The organism is Streptomyces sp. NPDC014907 (assembly GCF_055562975.1).
In genome coordinates this window covers 199,852-220,037 of sequence record NZ_JBVHEG010000004.1, presented here as the reverse complement: position 1 = coordinate 220,037, position 20,186 = coordinate 199,852, and the positions used below count along the sequence as shown (strand labels likewise).

Here is a 20,186-nt window from a genome sequence, read left to right as displayed (position 1 = left end):
CCGCGAGCGGCGACGTACGAGCGAACGAGGAACCCGAAGGCCATGACGGTGACCGAAGAAACCCAGGACTACGGGCCGGGCATCGACCCCGAGCGCCTGGCCGTCTGCCTCGGCGTCCTCGAAGAGCTCGACAAGCTGGAGGTCGACCACCCGGACGCGATCCTCGTCCGGCGCGCCACCGCCGGGATCTACCGGACGGTGAAGCAGCGCCGCCGCCAGGAGCGCCGGGCCGCCAAGACCGCCAACGACCGGGCGGTCACCGAGGCCACGGCCACCGGCTCCGCGCAGCGCATCGACGACGAGACCGAGGGTCTCCTGCCCACCCCGGCCACCGAGGAGGGCAGGATCGCGGGGATACTCCAGCGCCCCCGCTCCTGCTACGTCTGCAAGACGCGGTTCGTCGAGGTCGACTACTTCTACCACCAGCTCTGCCAGAAGTGCGCCGCCGAGAACCGGGCCAAGCGGGACGCCCGCGCCGACCTCACCGGCAAGCGCGCGCTGCTCACCGGCGGCCGGGCCAAGATCGGCATGTACATCGCGCTGCGGCTGCTGCGCGACGGCGCCCACACCACCGTCACCACCCGCTTCCCCAAGGACGCCATCCGCCGCTTCAAGGCGATGGAGGACTCCGCGGACTGGATGGACCGCCTGGAGGTCGTCGGCATCGACCTGCGGGACCCGGCCCAGGTGGTGGCCCTCGCCGACCGGACGGCCGAGGCCGGGCCGCTGGACATCCTCATCAACAACGCGACGCAGACCGTGCGGCGCCTGCCCTCCGCGTACGCCGCCCTGGTCGAGGGCGAGGCGGCCCCGCTGCCCGCCGGGGAGCTGCCCGCCCACCACGTCATCGGCGCCTTCAACTCGGGCGCGGTGGACGGTCTCGCCGCGCTGCCCGCCGGCACGAGCGGCCTGGAGGCGCAGAAGGTCGCGGACCTCGCCCTGGTCGCGGGCAACGCCAGCATCGCCCGGCACCTCGACGGCACCGCCATCGACGCGGGCGGCCTCCTGCCGGACGTCGTCGAGACCAACACGTGGGTGCAGAGCATCGAGCAGATCTCCCCGGTGGAGCTGCTGGAGACGCAGCTGTGCAACTACACGGCGCCGTTCATCCTGATCAGCAAGTTGCGCCCGGTGATGGCCGAGGCCGCGCGCAAGGCGTCCAGCGGGCGCGCCTACGTCGTGAACGTCTCCGCCATGGAAGGTGTTTTCAGCCGCGGCTACAAGGGCGCCGGGCACCCGAACACCAACGCGGCGAAGGCCGCGATGAACATGGTGACGCGGACCAGCGGCCAGGAGATGTTCGAGACCGACGGCATCCTCATGACCTCCGTCGACACCGGCTGGATCACCGACGAGCGACCGCACTTCGACAAGCTGCGCCTCGCCGAGGCCGGTTTCCACGCCCCCCTCGACCTGGTCGACGGCGCGGCGCGGGTCTACGACCCGGTCGTGCGGGGCGAGGCGGGCGAGGACCTGTACGGGGTGTTCCTCAAGGACTACGCCCCGGCCAACTGGTAACCCGCGTTCCCGGTTCCGGCAAGAGCGTCCCACCGGCCGGGTGGGGCGCTCTTTCGGCTTGCGTCACCCGTTCGCGTCACACTTGTGAGCCCGGTAGAGCGCATGCGCGCTCATTTGGTTACTCTGATGTTCACGGTCGGCCACCGAGGAGACACAACTTCCTCACGGCCTTCCCGGGACCGGCCTGCCACCAAGGCCGCGGACCCGTCCGGCGAACGGCGCCACCGCGACCGCACGGCACTTGTCCTACAGGTACGCGACACGAAGGAGTGCGCGGTGACACCCGAACTGACCAAGCAGGAACCGCGACCGGCCGAACCCACCGACCGGCAGCGCCGGAAGGGCGAGCTGGGGAGCCTGGAGGTCTGGGCCCGCTCGGCCCCGATCCGGCTCGCGGGCTACGAGGAGGACCTCGCGGAGCCCCACATCCTGCCGGGCATCGACTGAGCCGGCACCCCGACGCGCCTCCCGGTGCCCCCGTCCGGACGTCCGGACGGGGGCACCGGCACGTCCGGGGGAGCGCGCCGGGGGGAGCGGGAGGTCTCCGGGAGGCGCGGGGCCTCAGGAGGGCTCCGCCGGTCTCCGCAGCCGGGTCGGCGGCAGGTACTCCCGCAGCGGGGTCCGGTGCCACCAGGCCCCGGTGGCGCGCAGTTCGCGCCAGGTCGTGTAGCGGTACCGGTACAGCCGGGCCCGCACGTGGACCGGCGGCGCGTCCGGGAACGGGTTGCGGGCCAGCAGCCGCAGGGTGTCCGGGTCGCCGTCGAGCAGCCGCTCCACGAAGGGGCCGAACCACGCGCGCGCGTACCCCGGGGAGAGCGCCGCGAACCACATCAGCCAGTCGAGCCGCAGGTGGTACGGCGCGAACTGGCGCGGCAGCCGGCGCGGGTCGCCCGGCTTGCCCTTGAAGCCGTACTCCCGCCAGACGCTGCCCGGGTGCGGCACCGGGTCGTCGGTGCCCTCGATCACGATCTCGTCCCGGACCCGCCCGACCGTGCCGAACGCGCCGTAGCTGTTGACCAGGTGGAACGGGTCGTACGAGCGGTTCATCGCCTGGTTCCGGGAGAGCAGGTTGCGCACCGGGCGGTGGCTGCGGACCAGGACGAGGACGGTCACCGCGACGACCAGGACCGCGTACCAGAGCGGCGGGCCGGGCATCGGGCGGTCGCCGGTGAGCGGGGAGGCGTCCACGGCGGAGAGGGCGAGCACGACGGTGAGCCAGTTCAGCCAGGCGAAGTTCCCCGAGAGGACCAGCCACAGCTGGGTCACCACCATCAGCCCGGCCGCGACCGTCGCGACCGGCTGCGGGGCGAACAGGAAGAACGGCACCACGAGCTGGACGACGTGGTTGGCGGCCGCCTCCGCCTTGTGCAGCGGCCGGGGGAGGTGGTGGAAGAACCAGCTCAGCGGGCCGGGCATCGGCTGGGTCTCGTGGTGGTGGCAGAGACAGGTCAGGTCCCGCCAGCAGCGGTCGCCGCGGATCTTGATGAGCCCGGCTCCGAACTCCACCCGGAAGAGCAGCCAGCGCAGCAGGAGGAGCACCAGGACGGGCGGGCCGGTGTCGTCGTTGCCGAGGAAGACGGCCAGGAACCCGGCCTCCAGGAGCAGCGACTCCCAGCCGAAGGCGTACCAGGTCTGGCCGACGTTCACGATCGACAGGTACAGCGCCCACAGCACCAGCCACAGGAGCATCGAGACCGGCAGGGGCACGGCGTCCCCCGCGCCCGCCGCCACCGCCAGGGCCAGCGCGGCACCGGTCCAGGAGACGGTGGCGAACAGGCGGTCGGAATAGCGCAGGCGGAAGAGCGAGGGCGTGTCGCGCGGCCGGGTCCGGCGCAGGTGCTCCGGCACCGGGAGCATGCCGCGCTCCCCGATGAGCGCCCGGAACTGGAGGGCGGCCGACAGGAACGCCACGCAGTACAGGACGGCCAGGCCGCGCTGGAAGGCGATCCGGGCCGGCCAGAGATCGGGTGCCGTGAACCACTCCACCGTCCCCAGTATCGGCCAGGGGTCACGTCCTGACGAGCCGCCGGAGGGTCCGGCCGAGGCGGCGGGCGTACGCGCGCTGGAGCCGGGGGAGCAGGGGCCCGGCGAGCCGGGCGTACCAGAGGGCGGGACGGCTGAAGGCGGTGACGGTGAACCGGACGGCGCCGCCGGGTTCGAGCTCCACCACGAAGGCCTCCTCGCCGCGCGCCGGGTGCCCGGTGAGGGTGCCGTAGGCGAACCCGGTGCGGTTCTCCTCGTACGCCGTCCAGATCACCGAGCAGGGGGCGGTGACCCGGAAGCGGCCGGCGCCCAGCGAGACCTCCACGCGGACGCCGGGAGCCGCGCGGTCGGCGTCCGCGGTGACCTCCGCCCCGGAGCGGCGGTGCATCCGCCAGGTGGTGACGGCGGCGCCCGCCGTCTCGAAGGCGGCCCGGCCGTGGCCGACGACCGTGCTGTACCGCAGGTGGCGGTAGGCGTCGGGGAGGGCCTCCGGGGTGCGGGTGGCGCCGGTCTCGCGGTAGGTGAGGTCCGGGCGGGCGGGCCGGGAGAGGTCCTTCAGGAGGCGGGTCATGCCGGGAACTCCGTTCGCGAGGGGCGGGACGGGACGGGGCGGGGCGGGGGACGGGACGGGGGCGGGGGACGGAACCGGTGCCGCCAGTGTGGGGCCACCGCCGGGCGGGCGGGGCGCGGACGGCGAAACCGGGGGTGCCGGGGGTCCCGGGGGTCCCGGGGCTCCCGGCCGTCCGGGCCGGACGGGGCGGGCCGGCCGCCCCGGAGGCTCCCCCGGCCGGGGCCCGGGGGAGCGGGAGGACCGGGGAACACGCGTCCCGTCGGGGGCACACGGAACGCGCCGGTCGTCGCGACCGCCCCGCGAGGGCCGGTGGCACGGCCGTCGCACGCCCCTGGTTGAACGTGTTCAATCCATGACACGAGCGTAGGACGTTCCCCGGGCGCGTTCAAGGGAGCGGCCCCGGCGGATGCCCCGGTCGGCCCCTCCCCGCTTGCGGGCGCCCGCACCTTGCGACAGACATGAAGGACTGGCCGGAACCGGCCCCGGGCCCGCGGGAGAGAACACGTACGGCCCGGGGAACTCGATCGAGCCGTAAACCGGGCCCCGGGCCCGCAGGAGAGAAAGTCGGGAGAAACCAGGTGCCTCCACCCCTCCGCCGGACGCGGCGAACCGCCACCGCTCCCCGCGAGGGGGCCCGCCTCGCCGCCGCCGCGGCGCTCGCCTCGGCCCTGCTGCTCGCCGGCTGCTCCTTCGGGGAGACCGGCGCCGGCGGAGCGGGCCGGGCCGCCGCGGCCCCCGCCCGGGACGTCCTGCTCCAGCCGTTCGCCACCGGGGGGCCCGACCCCTTCACCGCCTCCACCGTCCGGAACACCGTCCGCCCGTCGGCCCCCACGGGGAACCGGGACGCGGACGGTACCGGAGGGCCCCGCGAGGTCACCGGCTCCACCCCCGGCCTCTACGGCGGCACCCGCGCGATCGGGAGCTGTGACGTCGAACGGCAGATCGCCCTCCTCGCCGGGGACCGGAAGAAGACGAAGGCCTTCGCCGGGGCCGCCGGCGTCCCCGAGACCGGGGTCGCCGCCTGGCTGCGCGGCCTCACCCCCGTCACCCTGCGCGAGGACGTCCGCGTCACCGGCCACGGCTACCGCGACGGCCGGGCCGACGCCTTCCAGGCGGTCCTGCAGAGCGGCACGGCGGTCCTCGTCGACCGGTACGGCGCCCCCCGCGTCCGCTGCGCCTGCGGCAACCCCCTCCGCGCCCCGGCCCCGGACAGGAGCGGCGTCCACACGGGCGACCCCTGGGACGGCTTCGACCCCGACCGCGTGATCACCGTCCGTCCGGCCGGCGCGGCCCTTCCCGGCCTGGTCATCGTGAACGCCACCGACCGCACCTGGATCGAGCGGCGGACCGGCAGCGACGGCGCGGAGGACCGCGAACCCGCCGTGAAACCGGCCTGCGACCCGGACGCCTGCGTCCTGGACGGCACGGCCACCCCCGACCCCAGCGCCCCCGGCCGCAGCACCCCGCCGGACTCCGTCCCCACGCCCCCGGACCCGCCGGACACGGGAATCCCGGACCCCGGCCTCCCGACGGAGTCCGCCCCGGCCCCCGACCCGTCCGGCCCCGGGGACGTGACCCCCGTCCCCGACCCGGACGCGGAACCGTACCCCGACCCCTCGTCCGAGCCCTTCCCCGACCCGTTCGCCGAGCCGCCCGCCCCGCCGGAGGAAGAACCGCCGCCCGGGGAGGTCCTCCCGCCCGGGCCGGTGCCGGACCAGCCCGATACCTTCGAGGGATGAAGCGGACCCCCATGGCACGTACGAACGGGACCGCGCCCGGAGCGGCCCCGTGAACGCGGACGACCGGGAACGGGCGGCGGGAAACCCGGTCCGCCCCGCCCCGCAGGAGGCCCCGATCCTCTCCGCGTACGGCTCCGCCTTCCGGATGGGCGGCTTCGACTGGGACCTGACCACCGGGACGATGACCATGGACGACGCGGCCCTCGCCGTCTTCGACATGGACCGCGAGGAGTACGACGGGCACCCCGAGTCCCTGGCCCCGCGGGTCCTGCCGGACGAGGGCATCCGCCTCGACACCCTGGTGACGCAGGCCCTCAAGGACGGCAGCGACCAGTACGGCGCGTACTTCCGCATCCGCCGCCGCGACGGCGCCCACCAGTGGACCCACACCCAGGGGATCGTCCTGCGCGACGCCACCGGCCGCCCCGTGCGCATCCTCGGCGTCCTGCGCGACGCCACCCACGAACTCACCGAACCCGCCGCACGGCTCGGCCTGGACGAGGGGCGCCGCAAACGGGCCGACGTCGTGGAGGGCACCACCGCCGCCCTCGCCCACGCCCGGACCGTGCAGGACGTCATCGACCTCCTCAACGACTCCCAGGCCCTCGAACACTTCGGCGCGGCCAGCCTCGTCATGGGCCTCCTGGAGGCGGGCCGCATCCACCTGGTCGCCGAGGGCCCCGAGGGGGCCTTCGTACCGGGCACCCGCTTCACCCGGGTGGACGAGCCGTACCCGATGAGCGAGGTGATCCGCACCCTGCGGCCCCGGTTCATCGACTCGGCCCGCGACTTCTCCGAGTCCTTCCCGGTCCTCTGGCCCCACATCAGCGGACTCGGCGTCACCGCCGCCGCCTACCTGCCGCTCATCGCCCAGGCCCGGCCGATCGGAGCCCTCGGACTCCTCTACAGCGACAGGACCGGCTTCAGCGAGGACGAGCGGACCCTGCTCGTCGCCCTCGGCAGCAGCATCGCCCAGAGCCTCCAGCGGGCCATGCTCTACGAACAGGAGCACGACCTCGCCGAAGGGCTCCAGCAGGCCATGCTGCCGCGCCGGATTCCCGAGGTGCCCGGCGCCCGGACGGCCGTCCGCTACCGCTCCGCCCGGCTCGGCCGGGACGTCGGCGGCGACTGGTACGACGTCATCGCGCTGCCCGGCGGACGGGTCGGCGCCGTCATCGGCGACGTGCAGGGCCACGACACCCACGCGGCGGCCGTCATGGGCCAGCTGCGCATCGTGCTGCGCGCCTACGCCACCGAGGGCCACCCCCCGGCCACGGTGATGGCGCGGGCCTCCGTCTTCCTGCACGAACTCGACACCGACCGCTTCGCCACCTGCACGTACGCGGAGGTCGACCCCGGCACCGGGGTCGTCCAGCTCGTCCGCGCCGGCCACGTCGACCCCCTGCTCAGGGAGGCCGACGGCAGGTGCCGCAGGCTGCCGGTGGAGGGCGGGCTGCCGCTCGGGCTCTCCGCCGAGTTCGGCCGCCTCGACTACCCCGTGACCGCCCTGGAACTGGACCCCGGACAGACCCTGATGCTCTACACCGACGGGCTCGTGGAGAAACCGGGCGCCGACCTCGACGAAGGCCTCCAGTGGCTCTCCTCCCTCGTCCGGCGCGGCCCCGCCGACCTCCAGGAGCTGGCGGACCACCTGTGCGAGGTGGTGGCGGAGCGCGGCGGCGAGGACGACGTCGCGATCCTGCTGCTGCGCCGGCACGCCACGCACGCCCCCGGGGCCGGCCGGTTCCAGCAGCACGTCGCCCAGAGCGATCCGGAGGCGCTCAGCTCGGCCCGGCACATGATCAGGGCCGCCGTCCGGGCCTGGGGCGCGGGGGAGCGCGCGGACGAGATCGAACTGGCCGCCGACGAGCTGATGACCAACGCGCTCATGCACACCGACGGCGGGACGATCGTGACCCTGCGGGTCCTCCCCGGGCCCGTACGGCGGCTGAGGGTGGAGGTCGAGGACCGGTCCAGCGCCCTGCCCCGGCGGCGCGAGGCGGGCGAGGCGGGCGTGTCCGGCCGGGGACTGCTCCTGGTCGACCAGCTCTCCGACGCGTGGGGCGTGGAACCGCGGGGCGGCGGCAAGTGCGTGTGGTGCGAGTTCCTGGTGGAGGACCCCGGGGCCGGAGACGACGACACGGACCGGTGAGACCGCTCACGCAGCGTCGTCCGATCATGCTTGACCGTGACGGACCGCGGCGGTTGACTGCGGTCTCCCGCCACTCCGCGCACGCAGGACGTGAGGACACCCGTGACCACCGAGCTACTGGCTCCGCTGGACCTGGCCTTCTGGCACCTGGAATCCGCAGCCCACCCCCTGCACCTCGGCGCCCTCGCCCACTTCGGCCCCGTACCCGCCGTCCCCGGCGGGGGACCGGCCGACGTCCTGGAACTGCTCGCCCGCCGCGCCGCCGCCGTCCCCCGGCTCCGGATGCGCGTCCGCGACGTCCTGCTGCCCGTCGGCGGCGCCGCCTGGAGCCCCGACCCGGACTTCGACGTGCGCCGCCACGTCCGCGAGATCACCCTCCCCGGCGCCGACTTCCCCGCCGAGACCACCCGGCTCGTCGCCGAACTCATGGAACGCCCCGTCGAACGGGGCCTGCCGCCCTGGGAGATGTACCTGCTCGGCGGCGCCCCCGACGGCTCCTTCGCCGTCCTCGTCAAACTCCACCACGCCCTCGCCGACGGCATGCGGGCCGTCGCCATCGGCGCCGGCATCTTCGACGAGGTCGCCGCCGCCCGCCGTCCCGCGCGCCGCCCCCGCCCCGCGCCCCCGCGCTCCCGGCTCCCCGGACCCGGCCACCTCCTCGGCCTCGCCCGGGACCGCCTCGGCGACCTCGGCCGGGCCGTCGAGGTCGGCGCCTCCGTCGTCCGCGCCAGCCGCCTCGACGGGCGCCCCACCGCCGTCCTCGCCGCCCACCCCAGCGGGACCCGCCGGATCGCGACCGCGACCCTGCCCCTGGACCGCGTCCACCGCGTCCGCCGCGCCACCGGCGGCACCGCGAACGACGTCCTCCTCGCCGTCGTCGCCGGGGCCCTGCGCCGCTGGTTCGACGAGCGCGGCCTGCCGCTGCCCGGAGCCGACCCCCGGGCCCTCGTCCCCGTCTCCCGCCGCCGCCCCGGCGTCCCGTCCGGCGCCGGCAACAGCCTCTCCGGCTATCTCCTCGACCTGCCCGTCACCGAACCCGACCCGGCCGCCCGGCTCGCCGCCGTCCGCCGCGCCATGGACCGCAACAAGGCGGCGGGACCCTCCCGGGGCGCCGGCGCCGTCGCCCTCCTCGCCGACCGGCTCCCCCCGCTCGCCCACCGCTTCGGCGCCCCCCTCGCCTCCGGCGCGGCCCGCCTCCTCTTCGACCTCCTGGTCACCCAGGTGCCGCTGCCCCGCTCCGCGCTCTCCCTCGGCGGCGCCCCGCTGCGCGCGCTCTTCCCCATGGCCCCGCTCGCCCGGGGCCAGTCCCTCGCCGTCGCCATGTCCCCGTACGGCGGGCAGGTCCACGTCGGCCTCGTCGCCGACGGGGAGGCCGTCCCCGATCCCGACGCCCTCGCCGACGCCCTCACCGCCGAACTCGGCCTCCTCGACCCGGAGGGCACGGCCTAGACTCCGCCGCATGCTGCGCGTACTGGCCGTGGACGACGAGGAGCCCGCCCTCGGGGAACTGCTCTACCTGCTGCGCGCCGACCCGCGCGTCCGCACCGCCGAGGGCGCCGGGGACGCGACGGCGGCGCTGCGCAGGATCGGCCGCGCCCTGGAGGCGGGACCCGACGGCGAGGACGCCGTCGACGTCGTCTTCCTCGACATCCACATGCCCGGTCTCACCGGGCTCGACGTGGCCCGGCTGCTCGCCGGCTTCGCCCGCCCCCCGCTCGTCGTCTTCGTCACCGCCCACGAGGGCTTCGCCCTCCAGGCCTTCGACCTGAAGGCCGTCGACTACGTCCTCAAGCCGGTGCGCCGCGAACGCCTGGCCGAAGCCGTCCGCCGCGTCCACGAGCTGGTCCACGCCACCGCCGCGCCCGCCCCGGCGGCCCCCGAACAGGTCCCCGTCGAACTCGGCGGCGTCACCCGCTTCGTCCCCGTCGACGACATCGCCTACGTCGAGGCCCACGGCGACTACGCCCGTCTCCACACCGACCGGGGCAGCCACCTCGTCCGCATCCCCCTCTCCACCCTGGAGGAACGCTGGGCGGACCGGGGCTTCGTCCGCATCCACCGCAGCCACCTCGTGGCCCTCGCCCGCATCGACGAACTGCGGCTCGACGGCGGCGCCACCTCGGTGCGCGTCGGCGACGCCGACCTCGCCGTCAGCCGCCGGCACGCCCGCCAGCTCCGCGACCTCCTGATGCGCCGGGCCGGCAACCGTCCGCCCGCGCGTCTACCGCCCCCCGACCCCGCTGCGTAGACTCCACGCGTCCCGGGCGGCGCACCCCGCGCCCTCCCGGGGACCCGGAAGACCCCGACGACCCGTCCGAAGCCGAGAGATGCCGGAGCGGACACCGATGTCCGAGCACCACCCCGCCCAGGCCCCCGGCCGGGAGGACGCCCGGCGCAGGCCGCGGCGCGAGACCGTCACCTACGTCTCCGCCCACGGCCCCGGGGCCGTTCCGCCGGGAACCGCCGGGCGGCGCCCCGTCCATCCGCCGGCCCGCTCCGAGATCGACGAGCAGACCACCCTCGGTCACACCTACGTCCGTTCCCTGATGCGCAGTCAGCTCCGTGCCGCCCTCACCGCCCTCGGGGCCCTCGTCCTGCTCGTCGGCTCCCTCCCGCTGCTGCTCGCGCTGCCCGCCCCCGAGGCCCTGGTCTGGGCCGTGCTCGGCGTCGGCGTGTACCCGGTCGTCTGGGGCATCGCCCTCTGGTACGTCCGCCGCGCCGAACGCAACGAACGCGACTTCACCGGCCTCGTCGAACGCTGAGAACGGTGGACCGTCCCGCATGAACCAGACCCACGCGGTCGTCGCCGTCACCGCCGTCGTCCTCGCCACCGTCCTCATCGGCGCCCTCGGCCTGCGGATCTCCCGCACCACCTCCGACTTCTACGTCGCCTCGCGGACCGTCCGGCCGGGCCTCAACGCCGCCGCCATCAGCGGCGAGTACCTCTCCGCCGCCTCCTTCCTCGGCATCGCCGGGCTCGTCCTGGTCCAGGGCCCCGCCATGCTCTGGTACCCGGTCGGCTACACCGCCGGCCACCTCGTCCTGCTCGTCCTCGTCGCCGCGCCCCTGCGCCGCTCCGGCGCGTACACGCTCTCCGACTTCGCCGAGGCCCGCCTCGAATCCCGGCGGGCCCGGCGGCTCGCCAGCCTCTTCGTCGTCGGCATCGGCTGGCTGTACCTGCTGCCGCAGCTCCAGGGCGCCGGGCTCACCCTGGAGATCCTCACCGGCGCCCCCGGCTGGGTCGGCGGCCTGCTCGTCGCCGTCGTCGTCACCGGCACCGTCGCGGCGGGCGGCATGCGCAGCATCACCTTCGTCCAGGCCTTCCAGTACTGGCTGAAACTGACCGCCCTGTTCGTCCCCGCCCTCTTCCTGCTCGCCGCCTGGTACGGGGACGGGGCGCCCCGCGCCCGCTTCGACGCCCCCGCCGTGCTGCGCGGGCACACCGCCGTCCGGGTCGCCGACACGGTGCGGATCGGGCTCGACGCCCCCCTGACCGTCACCGTCACCGGCAGCGTCGACTCCGTCCCGTACACCGGACGGACCGTCACCCTCGCCCCCGGGACCCACCACGTCCTCGGCGGCACCACGCTGGCCTTCGCGCCGGACACGCCGCTGCCCGGGAGGGTGGCCGGCGGGACGGACCCCCTCGGCCGGTCCGGGCCGCCGGCCGACGGCCGCGACGGACACCGGCTGTACGCCACGTACGGCCTGATCCTGGCCACCTTCCTCGGCACCATGGGCCTGCCGCACGTGGCCGTCCGCTTCTACACCAGCCCGCACGGCCGCGCCGCCCGCCGCACCACCCTCGTCGTCCTCGGCCTCGTCGGCTCCTTCTACCTGCTGCCGCCGCTCTACGGAGCCCTCGGCCGGATCTACGCACCCGAACTCGCCCTCACCGGCTCCGCCGACGCGGCCGTCCTCGTCCTGCCCGACCGGATGCTCGGCGGGCTCCCCGGCGACCTGCTCGGGGCGCTCCTCGCGGGCGGCGCCTTCGCCGCCTTCCTCTCCACCGCCTCCGGACTCACCATGTCCGTCGCCGGGGTCCTCACCCAGGACGTGCTGCCCTCCCGGGGCGTCCGGCACTTCCGCCTGGCGACCCTGCTCGCCACCGCCGTCCCGCTCGGCGCCGGCGTGGTCGCCTCCAAGGTGCCGGTCGCGGACGCCGTCGGGCTCGCCTTCGCGGTCTCCGCCTCCTCCTTCTGCCCGCTGCTCGTCCTCGGCATCTGGTGGCGCGGTCTCACCCCGCCCGGCGCGATGGCCGGGCTCCTGCTCGGCGGCGGCTCCGCCCTCGCGGCCGTCATGGCCATCAGGGCCGGGCTCGCCCCCGAGGGCTGGCCGCACACCCTGATGGCCTGGCCCGCGGTCTGGTCGGTCCCGCTCGGCTTCCTCACCATGGTCCTCGTCTCCCTGGCCACCCCCCGGCGGGTCCCGCCCGGCACGCCGGCGCTCCTCGCCCGGCTCCACCTCCCGGAGGAGATCGCCGGGGCCGCCCCCGCCCAGGAGGACCGTCCCGAGGGGCGTCCGGGGGCCCGTCCCGGAGTCCGCCCGGGAGCCCGCCGGTGAGCGGCGTCGCCCTCGCCGCCGCGTCCGCCGCCGGAGCCGTCCTGCTCGCCGCGGGTTTCGTCCTGGGCCGGTTCGCCGCCCGGCGCGGAGGCCGCGACACCGATCCCGACCTCGGCACCCCCGTCGAACGGGCCACCTTCCACACCCTGCACACCGCCTCGCTCGCCGCCCCGCCGCTGCGCGCCGGACTCACCGGGGAGACGGCGCGCAGGGCCGCCCGCACCCTCCGCTCCCTGCTCGGCACCGAGGCGCTCTGCCTCACCGACCGGGACGCGGTCCTCGCCTGGGACGGGCCGGGCGAGGACCACCACCGCGCGCACGTCCCGGCGCAGACCGCCGAGACCCTGGAGACCGGCCGCAGCCGCTCCGCCGACTCCGGCTGCACCGACCCCGCGTGCCCGCTGCGCTGGGCGGTGATCGCCCCGCTCACCGGCGAGGACGGGGTGCTCGGCGCGCTCGTCGCCTACGGTTCGAGGGAGTCGGCCGTCCTGGTGCGGGCCGCCACCGAGGTCGCCCGCTGGGTCTCCGTCCAGCTGGAGCTGGCCGAACTCGACCGGTCCCGCACCCGGATGGTGGAGGCCGAGATCAAGGCCCTGCGCGCCCAGATCTCCCCGCACTTCATCTTCAACTCCCTCGCCGCGATCGCCTCGTTCGTCCGCACCGACCCCGAGCGGGCCAGGGAACTGCTTCTGGAGTTCGCCGACTTCACCCGCTACTCCTTCCGCAGGCACGGCGAGTTCGCCCAGCTCGCCGACGAACTGCGCTCCATCGAGCAGTACCTGGCGCTCGCCGGGGCGCGCTTCGGGGACCGGCTGGAGGTGACCCTCCAGATCGCCCCCGAGGTCCTGCCGGTGACCCTGCCGTTCCTCTGCCTCCAGCCGCTGGTGGAGAACGCGGTCAAGCACGGCCTCCAGGACCGGGAGAAGGGCTGCCGGGTCACCATCGCCGCCCGGGACGCGGGCGCCGAGGCCGTGGTGACCGTCGAGGACGACGGCATCGGCATGGACCCGGAACTGCTGCGCGCCGTCCTGCGCGGAGAGCACCCGGCGGGCGCCGGCATCGGCCTCTCCAACGTGGACGAGCGGCTGCGCCAGGTGTACGGGACGGAGTACGGCCTCGTCATCGAGACGGGTGTGGGGGCGGGGATGAAGGTGACGGTGAGGATTCCCAAGTACCGTCCCGGGGTGCACCCTTCGGCCAGGTGACCGCGTCCCGGGCGCCCGGTGGGCACACCGCGGGCACCCGGGCGCGTCCGGCGGGCGCGGACGCGGGGGAAGGTGCGGGCGCGACGGAGGGCGGGGCGCCCCGGTCAGCGCAGGTACAGCGAGAGGTGGGCGAGCGGCAGGCCCAGCTTCCACGCCGGCAGCCAGACCTGTTCGTCCTCGTCGACGGTGCCCCCGGGGCCGGCGCCCGTCCCGCCGTCGAGGTCGGCGGCGCGGATCCAGGTATCCCGCAGCCGGCGCCAGGCGGTGTCCGCGAACGCCAGGTCGGGGCCGTCGCCGCCGGCCGCCCGCCGCGCGGCGAGCCGTTCCTCGACCCAGGGCGGCCAGGGGCGGTCGTACGCCGTGTGGCGCAGCCACTCGTCGATCCGGCCGCCGGGGGGCCGCTCCGGGTCCTCCGTCAGGTGGACGGTGAGGGCCAGGGCCCGGAGGCCGGCCCGGTACTCCAGCGAACCGGGTGCCACGAGCGCGGCGGCCCGCAGCACCTCGTCGGCCACGTACTCGGCGCACAGCCAGGCCATGGGGACGGCCAGACCGCCCCCGCTCGTGCCACCGGCGCCGTTCGTGCTCTCGGACAGCAACGTTCCCACCTTCTCCCGGACGTGCCCGGACGCGACGTGCCCGGACACGGGATGCCCGGACGTGGAGCCCGGACGCGCGGGGCCCCGGGAAGAGCCTCCTCCGCGAAGGGCGTCCGGGGGTCCCGCTTTGCTCAACTCGTCCGAGCGGTTTCGGACACGTCCTCCGGCCGGATCGATACGTCCGGGGCCACCGGTGTCCCGGGTGTCAGGCGTGACGCGGGAGGCGGTGGCGGGCGGTCGCGGGCCCTTCCGGCAGGCGGCGTTCCGGTTTCACCGCGCGACCCCGGCGCGGGTCCCGGCGGCGCCCGCGCGGCGCGGCCGGTAACCGGGCAGCGACCGGCCGAGCTGCCGCAGGGCGTAGTGGGAGCGGGACTTGACGGTTCCGGCGGGGATGCCGAGTTCGACGGCGGCCTCGTTGACGGTGAGGCCGTGGAAGTAGAGCCGGACGAGCACCGCGCGGTGCTCGGGGCTCAGTTCCCGGACCGCCGCCCGCACGTCGAGCGCGGCTTCGGCGGAGGCGGTGGCGTCGGAGGGGTCGGGCGTCACGGCGAGGGCGCCGTCGCCGATCTCGGCGGGCCGGGCGAGGCGTGAGCGGCGGGCGTCGATGGCGAGGCGGCGGGCCACGGTGAAGAGCCAGGGGCGCATGGAGGCGTAGGGGGCGCCGAAGGCCTCGGGGTGCTGCCAGGCCCGCACGAGGGTCTCCTGGGCGAGGTCCTCGGCCCGCTGCCGGTCCCCGTGGGTGAGGCCGAGCAGGAAGGAGAGCAGCGCGGGGCCGTGGTCCCGCTGCAGTTCCTCCAGGGTCCGTTCGTCGGTCGTCGCCGTCGTCATGCTTCCCGCCTCTCCTGCGGCTCGTCGTCCGGGCACGTACGAGCGCATCCGAACGCATCCGGACGACGAGGGACAGGGAACGGACACCGGTCTGCGGCGAACGGTCGCACCGAGCGGCGAATGGCACGGCGAACGGTCGGACGGACTACCTGCGTCCGATTCAGTGGGGTTCATGGCTTTACGCGGCCTTGACCCTTGACCGCGGCTTTTTCCGGAGGGTCTATTCATCAGAACAGATGTTCATCACATGACTTGGTGGAGCGTCCCGCATGGCCTCACGCACCAGACCCGTGGAGGCGGTCCTCCTCGCCTCCGTCCTGTTCGCCGCGGCGACCGGCTGCGCCGGCGGGGGTGACGGGGCCGCGCCGGGGACCACCGCGCCGCCGGCCGCCGCCGGACGGTCCGCCGTCCCTTCCCCCGCTCCCGGCGGGGCGTCCGCGCCCGCCGGGTTCACCCTCGTCGCCTCCGGGGACGTCCTCCCGCACGATTCCGTCATCCGCAAGGCGGCCGAGGACGCGGGAGGGAGGGGCTACGACTTCCGGCCCATGCTCTCCGGCGCGAAGCCCGTCGTCTCCGGCGCCGACCTGGCCATCTGCCACATGGAGACCGTGTACGGGGAGAAGGGCGGCCCCTACACCGGCTATCCCGCCTTCAAGTCGCCGCCCGAGGTCGCCGCCGCGCTCGCGGCCACCGGATACGACTCCTGCTCCACCGCCTCCAACCACACCCTCGACGACGGGGCGGCGGGCCTCGGCCGGACCCTCGACGCCCTCGACCGGGCCGGCGTCCGCCACGCCGGATCGGCCCGCACCGCCGGGGAAGCGGCCCGGCCCGCCCTGATGAGGGCGGGCGGGGCCACCGTCGCCCAGCTCGCCTACACCTACGACACCAACGGCCACCCGCTGCCGGAGGGGAAGCCCTGGGCGGTCGCCCTGCTGGACGAGCGGCAGGTGATCGCCGACGCCCGCGCGGCCCGCGCGGCCGGCGCCGACGTGGTCGTCGTCAGCGTCCACTGGGGCACCGAGTGGCAGACCGGGCCGGACGAACGGCAGCTCTCCCTCGGCCGGACGCTGACCGCCTCGCGGACCGGCGGCCGCCCGGACATCGACCTGATCATCGGCACCCACGCCCACGTCCCCCAGGCGTACGAGAAGGTCAACGGGGTGTGGGTGGTCTACGGGATGGGCGACCAGATCGCCGGCGACATGGTCGACCACCGGGGCGTCCACGACCCGCGCGGCAACCAGAGCAGCATCGGCCGCTTCACCTTCGCGCCGCCGAGGAGCCCCGGCGGACGCTGGGAGGTGACCAGGGCGGAGTTCGTCCCCCAGTGGTTCGACACCGCGCGCGGCAGGGTGGTCAACCTCGGTACCGACGCCGGGGACCCGCGCCGGGCCGCGATCCGCGACGCGATCCGGGGGGTCGTGCTCGGCCGGGGCGCCGGTGAGGACGGCCTCGTGATGGGCCGGTAGCGCGCGGGGACCCGTCGCCGGGGCTGTCCGCCCAACGGGTGCTTTCGGACGGGTGCGCGGTGTCGGTGAGCCGCGCGGCCCCTCGCCCGTACGAACCATTGGTCATGAAAAAGGATCAGATGCCCAACGGGCGCCGGGCGGTCCTGCGGCTCGCCGTCGCGCTCGGCGCCACCGCCACCGCCGGAGTCCTCGCGGCGGACCGGCTCGCCGGGGCCGACCGGGCCGCCGGCGCCTCCACGCCCCGCGCCCCGGGCGCGGGACCCGCGGCCCCGGCCGCCGGCCCGGGGGCGGCGGCCGCCCGGCCGCACCCGAACGCGTACCGCCTCCGGCCGATGACCGCCTACGCGCCCCCGGCCCACCGGCGCGCGACGCCCCCCGTGCGGCAACGGCCCTTCCTCAACGTGTCCGGAGCCGGCCGCACGATGGTGCTGACCTTCGACGACGGACCCGACCCCCGCTACACCCCCGCCGTCCTGGACGTCCTGCGCCACCACGACTGCCGGGCGATGTTCTTCGTCTGCGGCGAGATGGCCACCGAGAACCGGGACCTGCTGCGGCGGATGGCCGCGGAGGGCCACGTCGTCGGCAACCACTCGTGGTCCCACCCCCTGATGACCCGGCTGCGCCCCTCCCGCATCCGCGACGAGCTGGGCACCACCAGCGAGGTCGTCGAACGCGTCCTCGGCGCGCCCCCGCTCTGGTACCGCGCGCCCTACGGGGCCTGGAACCGGCACTCCTTCGAGATCGGCGCCGAACTCGGCATGGAACCGCTGGCCTGGACCGTCGACAGCCTGGACTGGACGGAACCCGGCACGGACACCGTCGTGCGCCGCGTCCTCGGCGGCGCGGCCCCCGGCGTCGTCGTCCTCAACCACGACGCGGGCGGCGACCGTTCCCAGAGCGTGGCCGCGCTCCGCCGCTACCTGCCCGGACTCCTCGACGCCGGCTACCACATCACCGTGCCCCGGCGCTGACGGCCGGTACGGCGGAAGGGCCCCCGCGCCCGGAGCGGCGGGGGCCCTTCCGCGTTCCCGCGCTCAGCGGGAGCCGACCATCCGGGCGAAGACGACGACGTTCCCGTCGTACCCCCGCGCGCGCGTGTACCCGCCGCCGCAGGTGATCACCCGGAGTTCCGGCCGGCCGGTGTCGGCGTAGACCCGTACGCCGGGGAAGTCGTCCTTCGCGTACACCTCGACGCCGTAGACCTCGAAGACCGCCACCCGTCCGTCGTAGCGCTCGACCTCGATGTGGCGGCCCTTCTCCAGGGAGCCGAGGCCGTAGAAGACCGCCGGGCCCCGCGTGTTGTCGACGTGGCCGACGATGACCGAGGTGCCCCGCTGGCCGGGGGAGATGCCGTTCTGGTACCAGCCGGCGAGGTTGGCGTCCTGGGGCGGGGGCGCCGCCACCCAGCCGTCCGCGTCCAGGCCCACGTCCATGAGGGGCGCCGCGACCCGGATCGCCGGGATCTTGATCCGGGAGGCCGGGGCGAAGGGCAGCGGTTCCAGGCCGGTGGCGTCGGAGGGCGCCGGGGGGACGGCCGGGCGCGCCGCCGGCCGGGCCGCCGCGGCGGGCTGCGGGGGCCCGGAGGGGGAGTCCACCCCGTTGCGCATCATCGCGAGCCCGGACAGCATGGCGAGGGCCAGGACGCCCCAGGGGCGGCGCCTCCTGCGCTCGGGGACGCGGAAGTCCTTCGGGGGCATGGTTCTCCCTTCGTGGCGTCGTCAGAACGGTAAGGGCGGTCGCGCGGTCCGTCGCGCCGGGCGGCCCGAACGGGTGGGGGCCGCCCCCGGACGGGTGCCGGAGGGCCTGCGGGTGCCGGGTCCGGACGGGAGGCCGGACGGGTGACGGGTGCGGGACGGGCGGGTGACGCCGGGCTGACCCATCCGAGTAATCGTCAGATAAACCTCCCGGGAGGCCCTGAGCTGCGGTTCTGTCGCCTGCGGCGCTCCGGCTCCGGCGTGTCGCCTCACCGGGGTGGACCAGCGCCGATATGCGTGGTGCGTCACGAATGGTGATGGTTCGTCGTGGAGGGCGTACTCGTCGAAACTCCCGGAGCACCGCTTTGGGGCGTCTTCCACTGGAGGTTCAACCATGCGTGCTGCACGCACTCTGGCGGTGGCAGCCACCGCGATCGCGGCGGTCGGGCTCACGGCCCCCCTCGCCGCCGCCACCAACGGCCCGGGCAACGTCCTGCACGGCGGCTCCAGCGGTGGCCCGAACAACGGTTCCAACGGCGGTTCCCACGGCGGCCCGAACGGCGGCGGCAACGGTGGCGGGAACGGTGGTGGCTCGAACAACGGCCCGAGCAACGTCACCGTCAACCCCTTCGACGTCCACCCGGGATCGACGCTGACGATCACCGTCAGGGGGTGCGCCCGCGGCGGCACGGTCACGTCCAACGCCTTCCCGGAGACCAGCCTCTCGGGGAACTCCAACGGCTTCTCCAGCGCCGTCGCCCGGATCTACAACGACGCCACCCCGGGCAACTACAACCTGGCCGTCCGGTGCAACGGCAACTCCTCCGTGGTCACGCAGTCGTTCCGCGTCCTCCCGGGCCGTGGCGCGCAGGGCGGCCTCGGCGGCTCGATGGCCCCCAGCTCCACCGAGACGGCCATCGGCGGAGGTCTCGTCGCCGCCGCCGCGCTCGGCGGCGGTCTCGTCGTCCTCCGCCGCCGCCGCGAGGCCGGTGCGGGAGTCTGACCGGCCGAACCTCCCGGCCGGCCCCGTGTCCGTCGTCCCCGGGTCCCCACGGGACCCGGGGACGACGGACGCCCGGGCGGCGTCCCGCCGGGTGCCTCAGTGGCGGCGGTTCGGGGCGGAACGGCGGCGCACCACGTGCAGGACACCGCCCGCGGCGGCCAGGACGAGTGCTCCGCCCGCGGCCAGTTCGAGCGGCCCCGCCCCGTCGTCCACCGAACCGCCCAGGCCGCCCCGGACGCCGCGTGAGGGCGTGAGGACGGTGGAGCGGATCGTCGGGACGGCGGTGGCGGTGGCCGTGGCCGTGGCGCCGCCGATGGTGAGGTCCACGGTGCCCTGGACGCCGCCCGTGCAGTTGAACGCCACCGTGTAGACGGCGCCGGGCTTCACGTCCAGGTCCACGACGGCGGTCGCCGTCGAGCCGGGTGCGATGACGGCGGTGTCGAAGACGCCCGCCGCGGCCGTCGCCGTACTGGCACAGCCGGGGGCGCTCAGCGACACGCGGCCGCCGGGGGTGACGACCGAGGGCGACACGACGAAATCGGCCTGGGCCTGGGCGCCCCGCGCCTGCGGGGCGGGTGCCGGGGCACCCTCCGCCGCGACGGCGACGGGGGCGGCCAGGGCGAAGGCGACCACCCCCGGCAGGGCGGTGGACGCGACACGTATCGCGCGCATGGTGAATCCTCCGGGTCCCGAGGGGCAGCCGCGGAAGGGGGTTCCCGCGAGGGGCCTGCGTGCACCTCGATGCCCGAAACGCTAGGAGCGCGTCACCGCCGCCGCGATCCCAGAGGTGCGAACGGGTCACGCGCGTCCCCCGCGCGGCCCACCCCGGTGGCGGAACCCGCCGGACGTCCTTCCGGAA

Annotated in this window: 18 protein-coding genes; 12 read left to right on the top strand and 6 right to left on the bottom strand. The window is 75.5% G+C overall.

Going from position 1 to position 20,186, the window contains the following annotated elements:
- Positions 1-42: 42 nt before the first annotated feature.
- Positions 43-1,518 (top strand): SDR family NAD(P)-dependent oxidoreductase, encoded by a 1,476-nt coding sequence (locus ACZ3IL_RS13195; protein WP_467389677.1) that lies wholly within the window; start codon positions 43-45, stop codon positions 1,516-1,518.
- Between the two features lie 276 nt (positions 1,519-1,794).
- The gene (locus tag ACZ3IL_RS13190) at positions 1,795-1,965 is read left to right on the top strand and encodes a hypothetical protein (protein WP_467389675.1); all 171 of its coding nucleotides are present in this window, start codon (positions 1,795-1,797) and stop codon (positions 1,963-1,965) included.
- Positions 1,966-2,079: 114 nt separating this feature from the next.
- Here ACZ3IL_RS13190 and ACZ3IL_RS13185 read toward each other — a convergent pair whose 3' ends face one another.
- Complete coding sequence (locus ACZ3IL_RS13185) at positions 2,080-3,504, bottom strand: lipase maturation factor family protein (RefSeq protein WP_467389673.1); 1,425 nt, start codon at positions 3,502-3,504, stop codon at positions 2,080-2,082.
- Positions 3,505-3,526: 22 nt separating this feature from the next.
- Positions 3,527-4,072 (bottom strand): DUF1990 family protein, encoded by a 546-nt coding sequence (locus ACZ3IL_RS13180; protein ID WP_467389671.1) that lies wholly within the window; start codon positions 4,070-4,072, stop codon positions 3,527-3,529.
- 578 nt (positions 4,073-4,650) lie between these two features.
- Here ACZ3IL_RS13180 and ACZ3IL_RS13175 point away from each other — a divergent pair.
- The 7 genes from ACZ3IL_RS13175 to ACZ3IL_RS13145 all read left to right on the top strand — a co-directional run bounded on the left by ACZ3IL_RS13175 (position 4,651) and on the right by ACZ3IL_RS13145 (position 13,731).
- A complete protein-coding gene (locus ACZ3IL_RS13175) occupies positions 4,651-5,811 on the top strand; it encodes a DUF6777 domain-containing protein (protein WP_467389669.1) in 1,161 nt (386 codons plus the stop codon).
- A 145-nt stretch (positions 5,812-5,956) separates the two neighbouring features.
- Positions 5,957-7,963, top strand: a complete 2,007-nt coding sequence (locus ACZ3IL_RS13170) for a SpoIIE family protein phosphatase (protein ID WP_467390462.1) — start codon at positions 5,957-5,959, stop codon at positions 7,961-7,963.
- Positions 7,964-8,065: 102 nt separating this feature from the next.
- Positions 8,066-9,412, top strand: a complete 1,347-nt coding sequence (locus ACZ3IL_RS13165) for a wax ester/triacylglycerol synthase family O-acyltransferase (RefSeq protein ID WP_467389667.1) — start codon at positions 8,066-8,068, stop codon at positions 9,410-9,412.
- Positions 9,413-9,422: 10 nt separating this feature from the next.
- On the top strand, positions 9,423-10,211 hold the full coding sequence (locus ACZ3IL_RS13160; protein WP_467389665.1) for a LytR/AlgR family response regulator transcription factor: 789 nt from the start codon (positions 9,423-9,425) through the stop codon (positions 10,209-10,211).
- 97 nt (positions 10,212-10,308) lie between these two features.
- Complete coding sequence (locus tag ACZ3IL_RS13155; protein WP_467389663.1) at positions 10,309-10,725, top strand: hypothetical protein; 417 nt, start codon at positions 10,309-10,311, stop codon at positions 10,723-10,725.
- Between the two features lie 19 nt (positions 10,726-10,744).
- The gene (locus ACZ3IL_RS13150; protein WP_467389661.1) at positions 10,745-12,526 is read left to right on the top strand and encodes a sodium/solute symporter; all 1,782 of its coding nucleotides are present in this window, start codon (positions 10,745-10,747) and stop codon (positions 12,524-12,526) included.
- Complete coding sequence (locus ACZ3IL_RS13145; RefSeq protein WP_467389659.1) at positions 12,523-13,731, top strand: histidine kinase; 1,209 nt, start codon at positions 12,523-12,525, stop codon at positions 13,729-13,731. Before ACZ3IL_RS13150 ends, ACZ3IL_RS13145 begins: the two co-directional genes overlap by 4 nt.
- Before the next feature lie 104 nt (positions 13,732-13,835).
- Here the strand turns inward: ACZ3IL_RS13145 and ACZ3IL_RS13140 are convergent, their stop codons facing one another.
- Positions 13,836-14,327 (bottom strand): hypothetical protein, encoded by a 492-nt coding sequence (locus ACZ3IL_RS13140; protein ID WP_467389657.1) that lies wholly within the window; start codon positions 14,325-14,327, stop codon positions 13,836-13,838.
- Positions 14,328-14,597: 270 nt separating this feature from the next.
- Positions 14,598-15,155 carry a sigma-70 family RNA polymerase sigma factor gene (locus ACZ3IL_RS13135; RefSeq protein WP_467389655.1) on the bottom strand — a complete coding sequence of 186 codons (558 nt, stop codon included), beginning with the start codon at positions 15,153-15,155 and terminating at the stop codon, positions 14,598-14,600.
- Positions 15,156-15,424: 269 nt separating this feature from the next.
- On the opposite strand from ACZ3IL_RS13135, the gene ACZ3IL_RS13130 reads away from it, so the two are divergent.
- Entirely contained in the window at positions 15,425-16,627 is a 1,203-nt protein-coding gene (locus tag ACZ3IL_RS13130; RefSeq protein ID WP_467389653.1) for a CapA family protein, read from the top strand.
- A gap of 104 nt (positions 16,628-16,731) precedes the next feature.
- Positions 16,732-17,601, top strand: coding sequence for a polysaccharide deacetylase family protein (locus tag ACZ3IL_RS13125; RefSeq protein ID WP_467389651.1), 870 nt, complete (start codon positions 16,732-16,734; stop codon positions 17,599-17,601).
- Between the two features lie 63 nt (positions 17,602-17,664).
- Here ACZ3IL_RS13125 and ACZ3IL_RS13120 read toward each other — a convergent pair whose 3' ends face one another.
- The gene (locus ACZ3IL_RS13120; RefSeq protein WP_467389649.1) at positions 17,665-18,327 is read right to left on the bottom strand and encodes a class F sortase; all 663 of its coding nucleotides are present in this window, start codon (positions 18,325-18,327) and stop codon (positions 17,665-17,667) included.
- 391 nt (positions 18,328-18,718) lie between these two features.
- On the opposite strand from ACZ3IL_RS13120, the gene ACZ3IL_RS13115 reads away from it, so the two are divergent.
- Positions 18,719-19,327, top strand: coding sequence for a hypothetical protein (locus ACZ3IL_RS13115; RefSeq protein WP_467389647.1), 609 nt, complete (start codon positions 18,719-18,721; stop codon positions 19,325-19,327).
- A gap of 96 nt (positions 19,328-19,423) precedes the next feature.
- Here the strand turns inward: ACZ3IL_RS13115 and ACZ3IL_RS13110 are convergent, their stop codons facing one another.
- Positions 19,424-19,999 carry a hypothetical protein gene (locus ACZ3IL_RS13110; protein ID WP_467389645.1) on the bottom strand — a complete coding sequence of 192 codons (576 nt, stop codon included), beginning with the start codon at positions 19,997-19,999 and terminating at the stop codon, positions 19,424-19,426.
- Between the last annotated feature and the right edge of the window lie 187 nt (positions 20,000-20,186).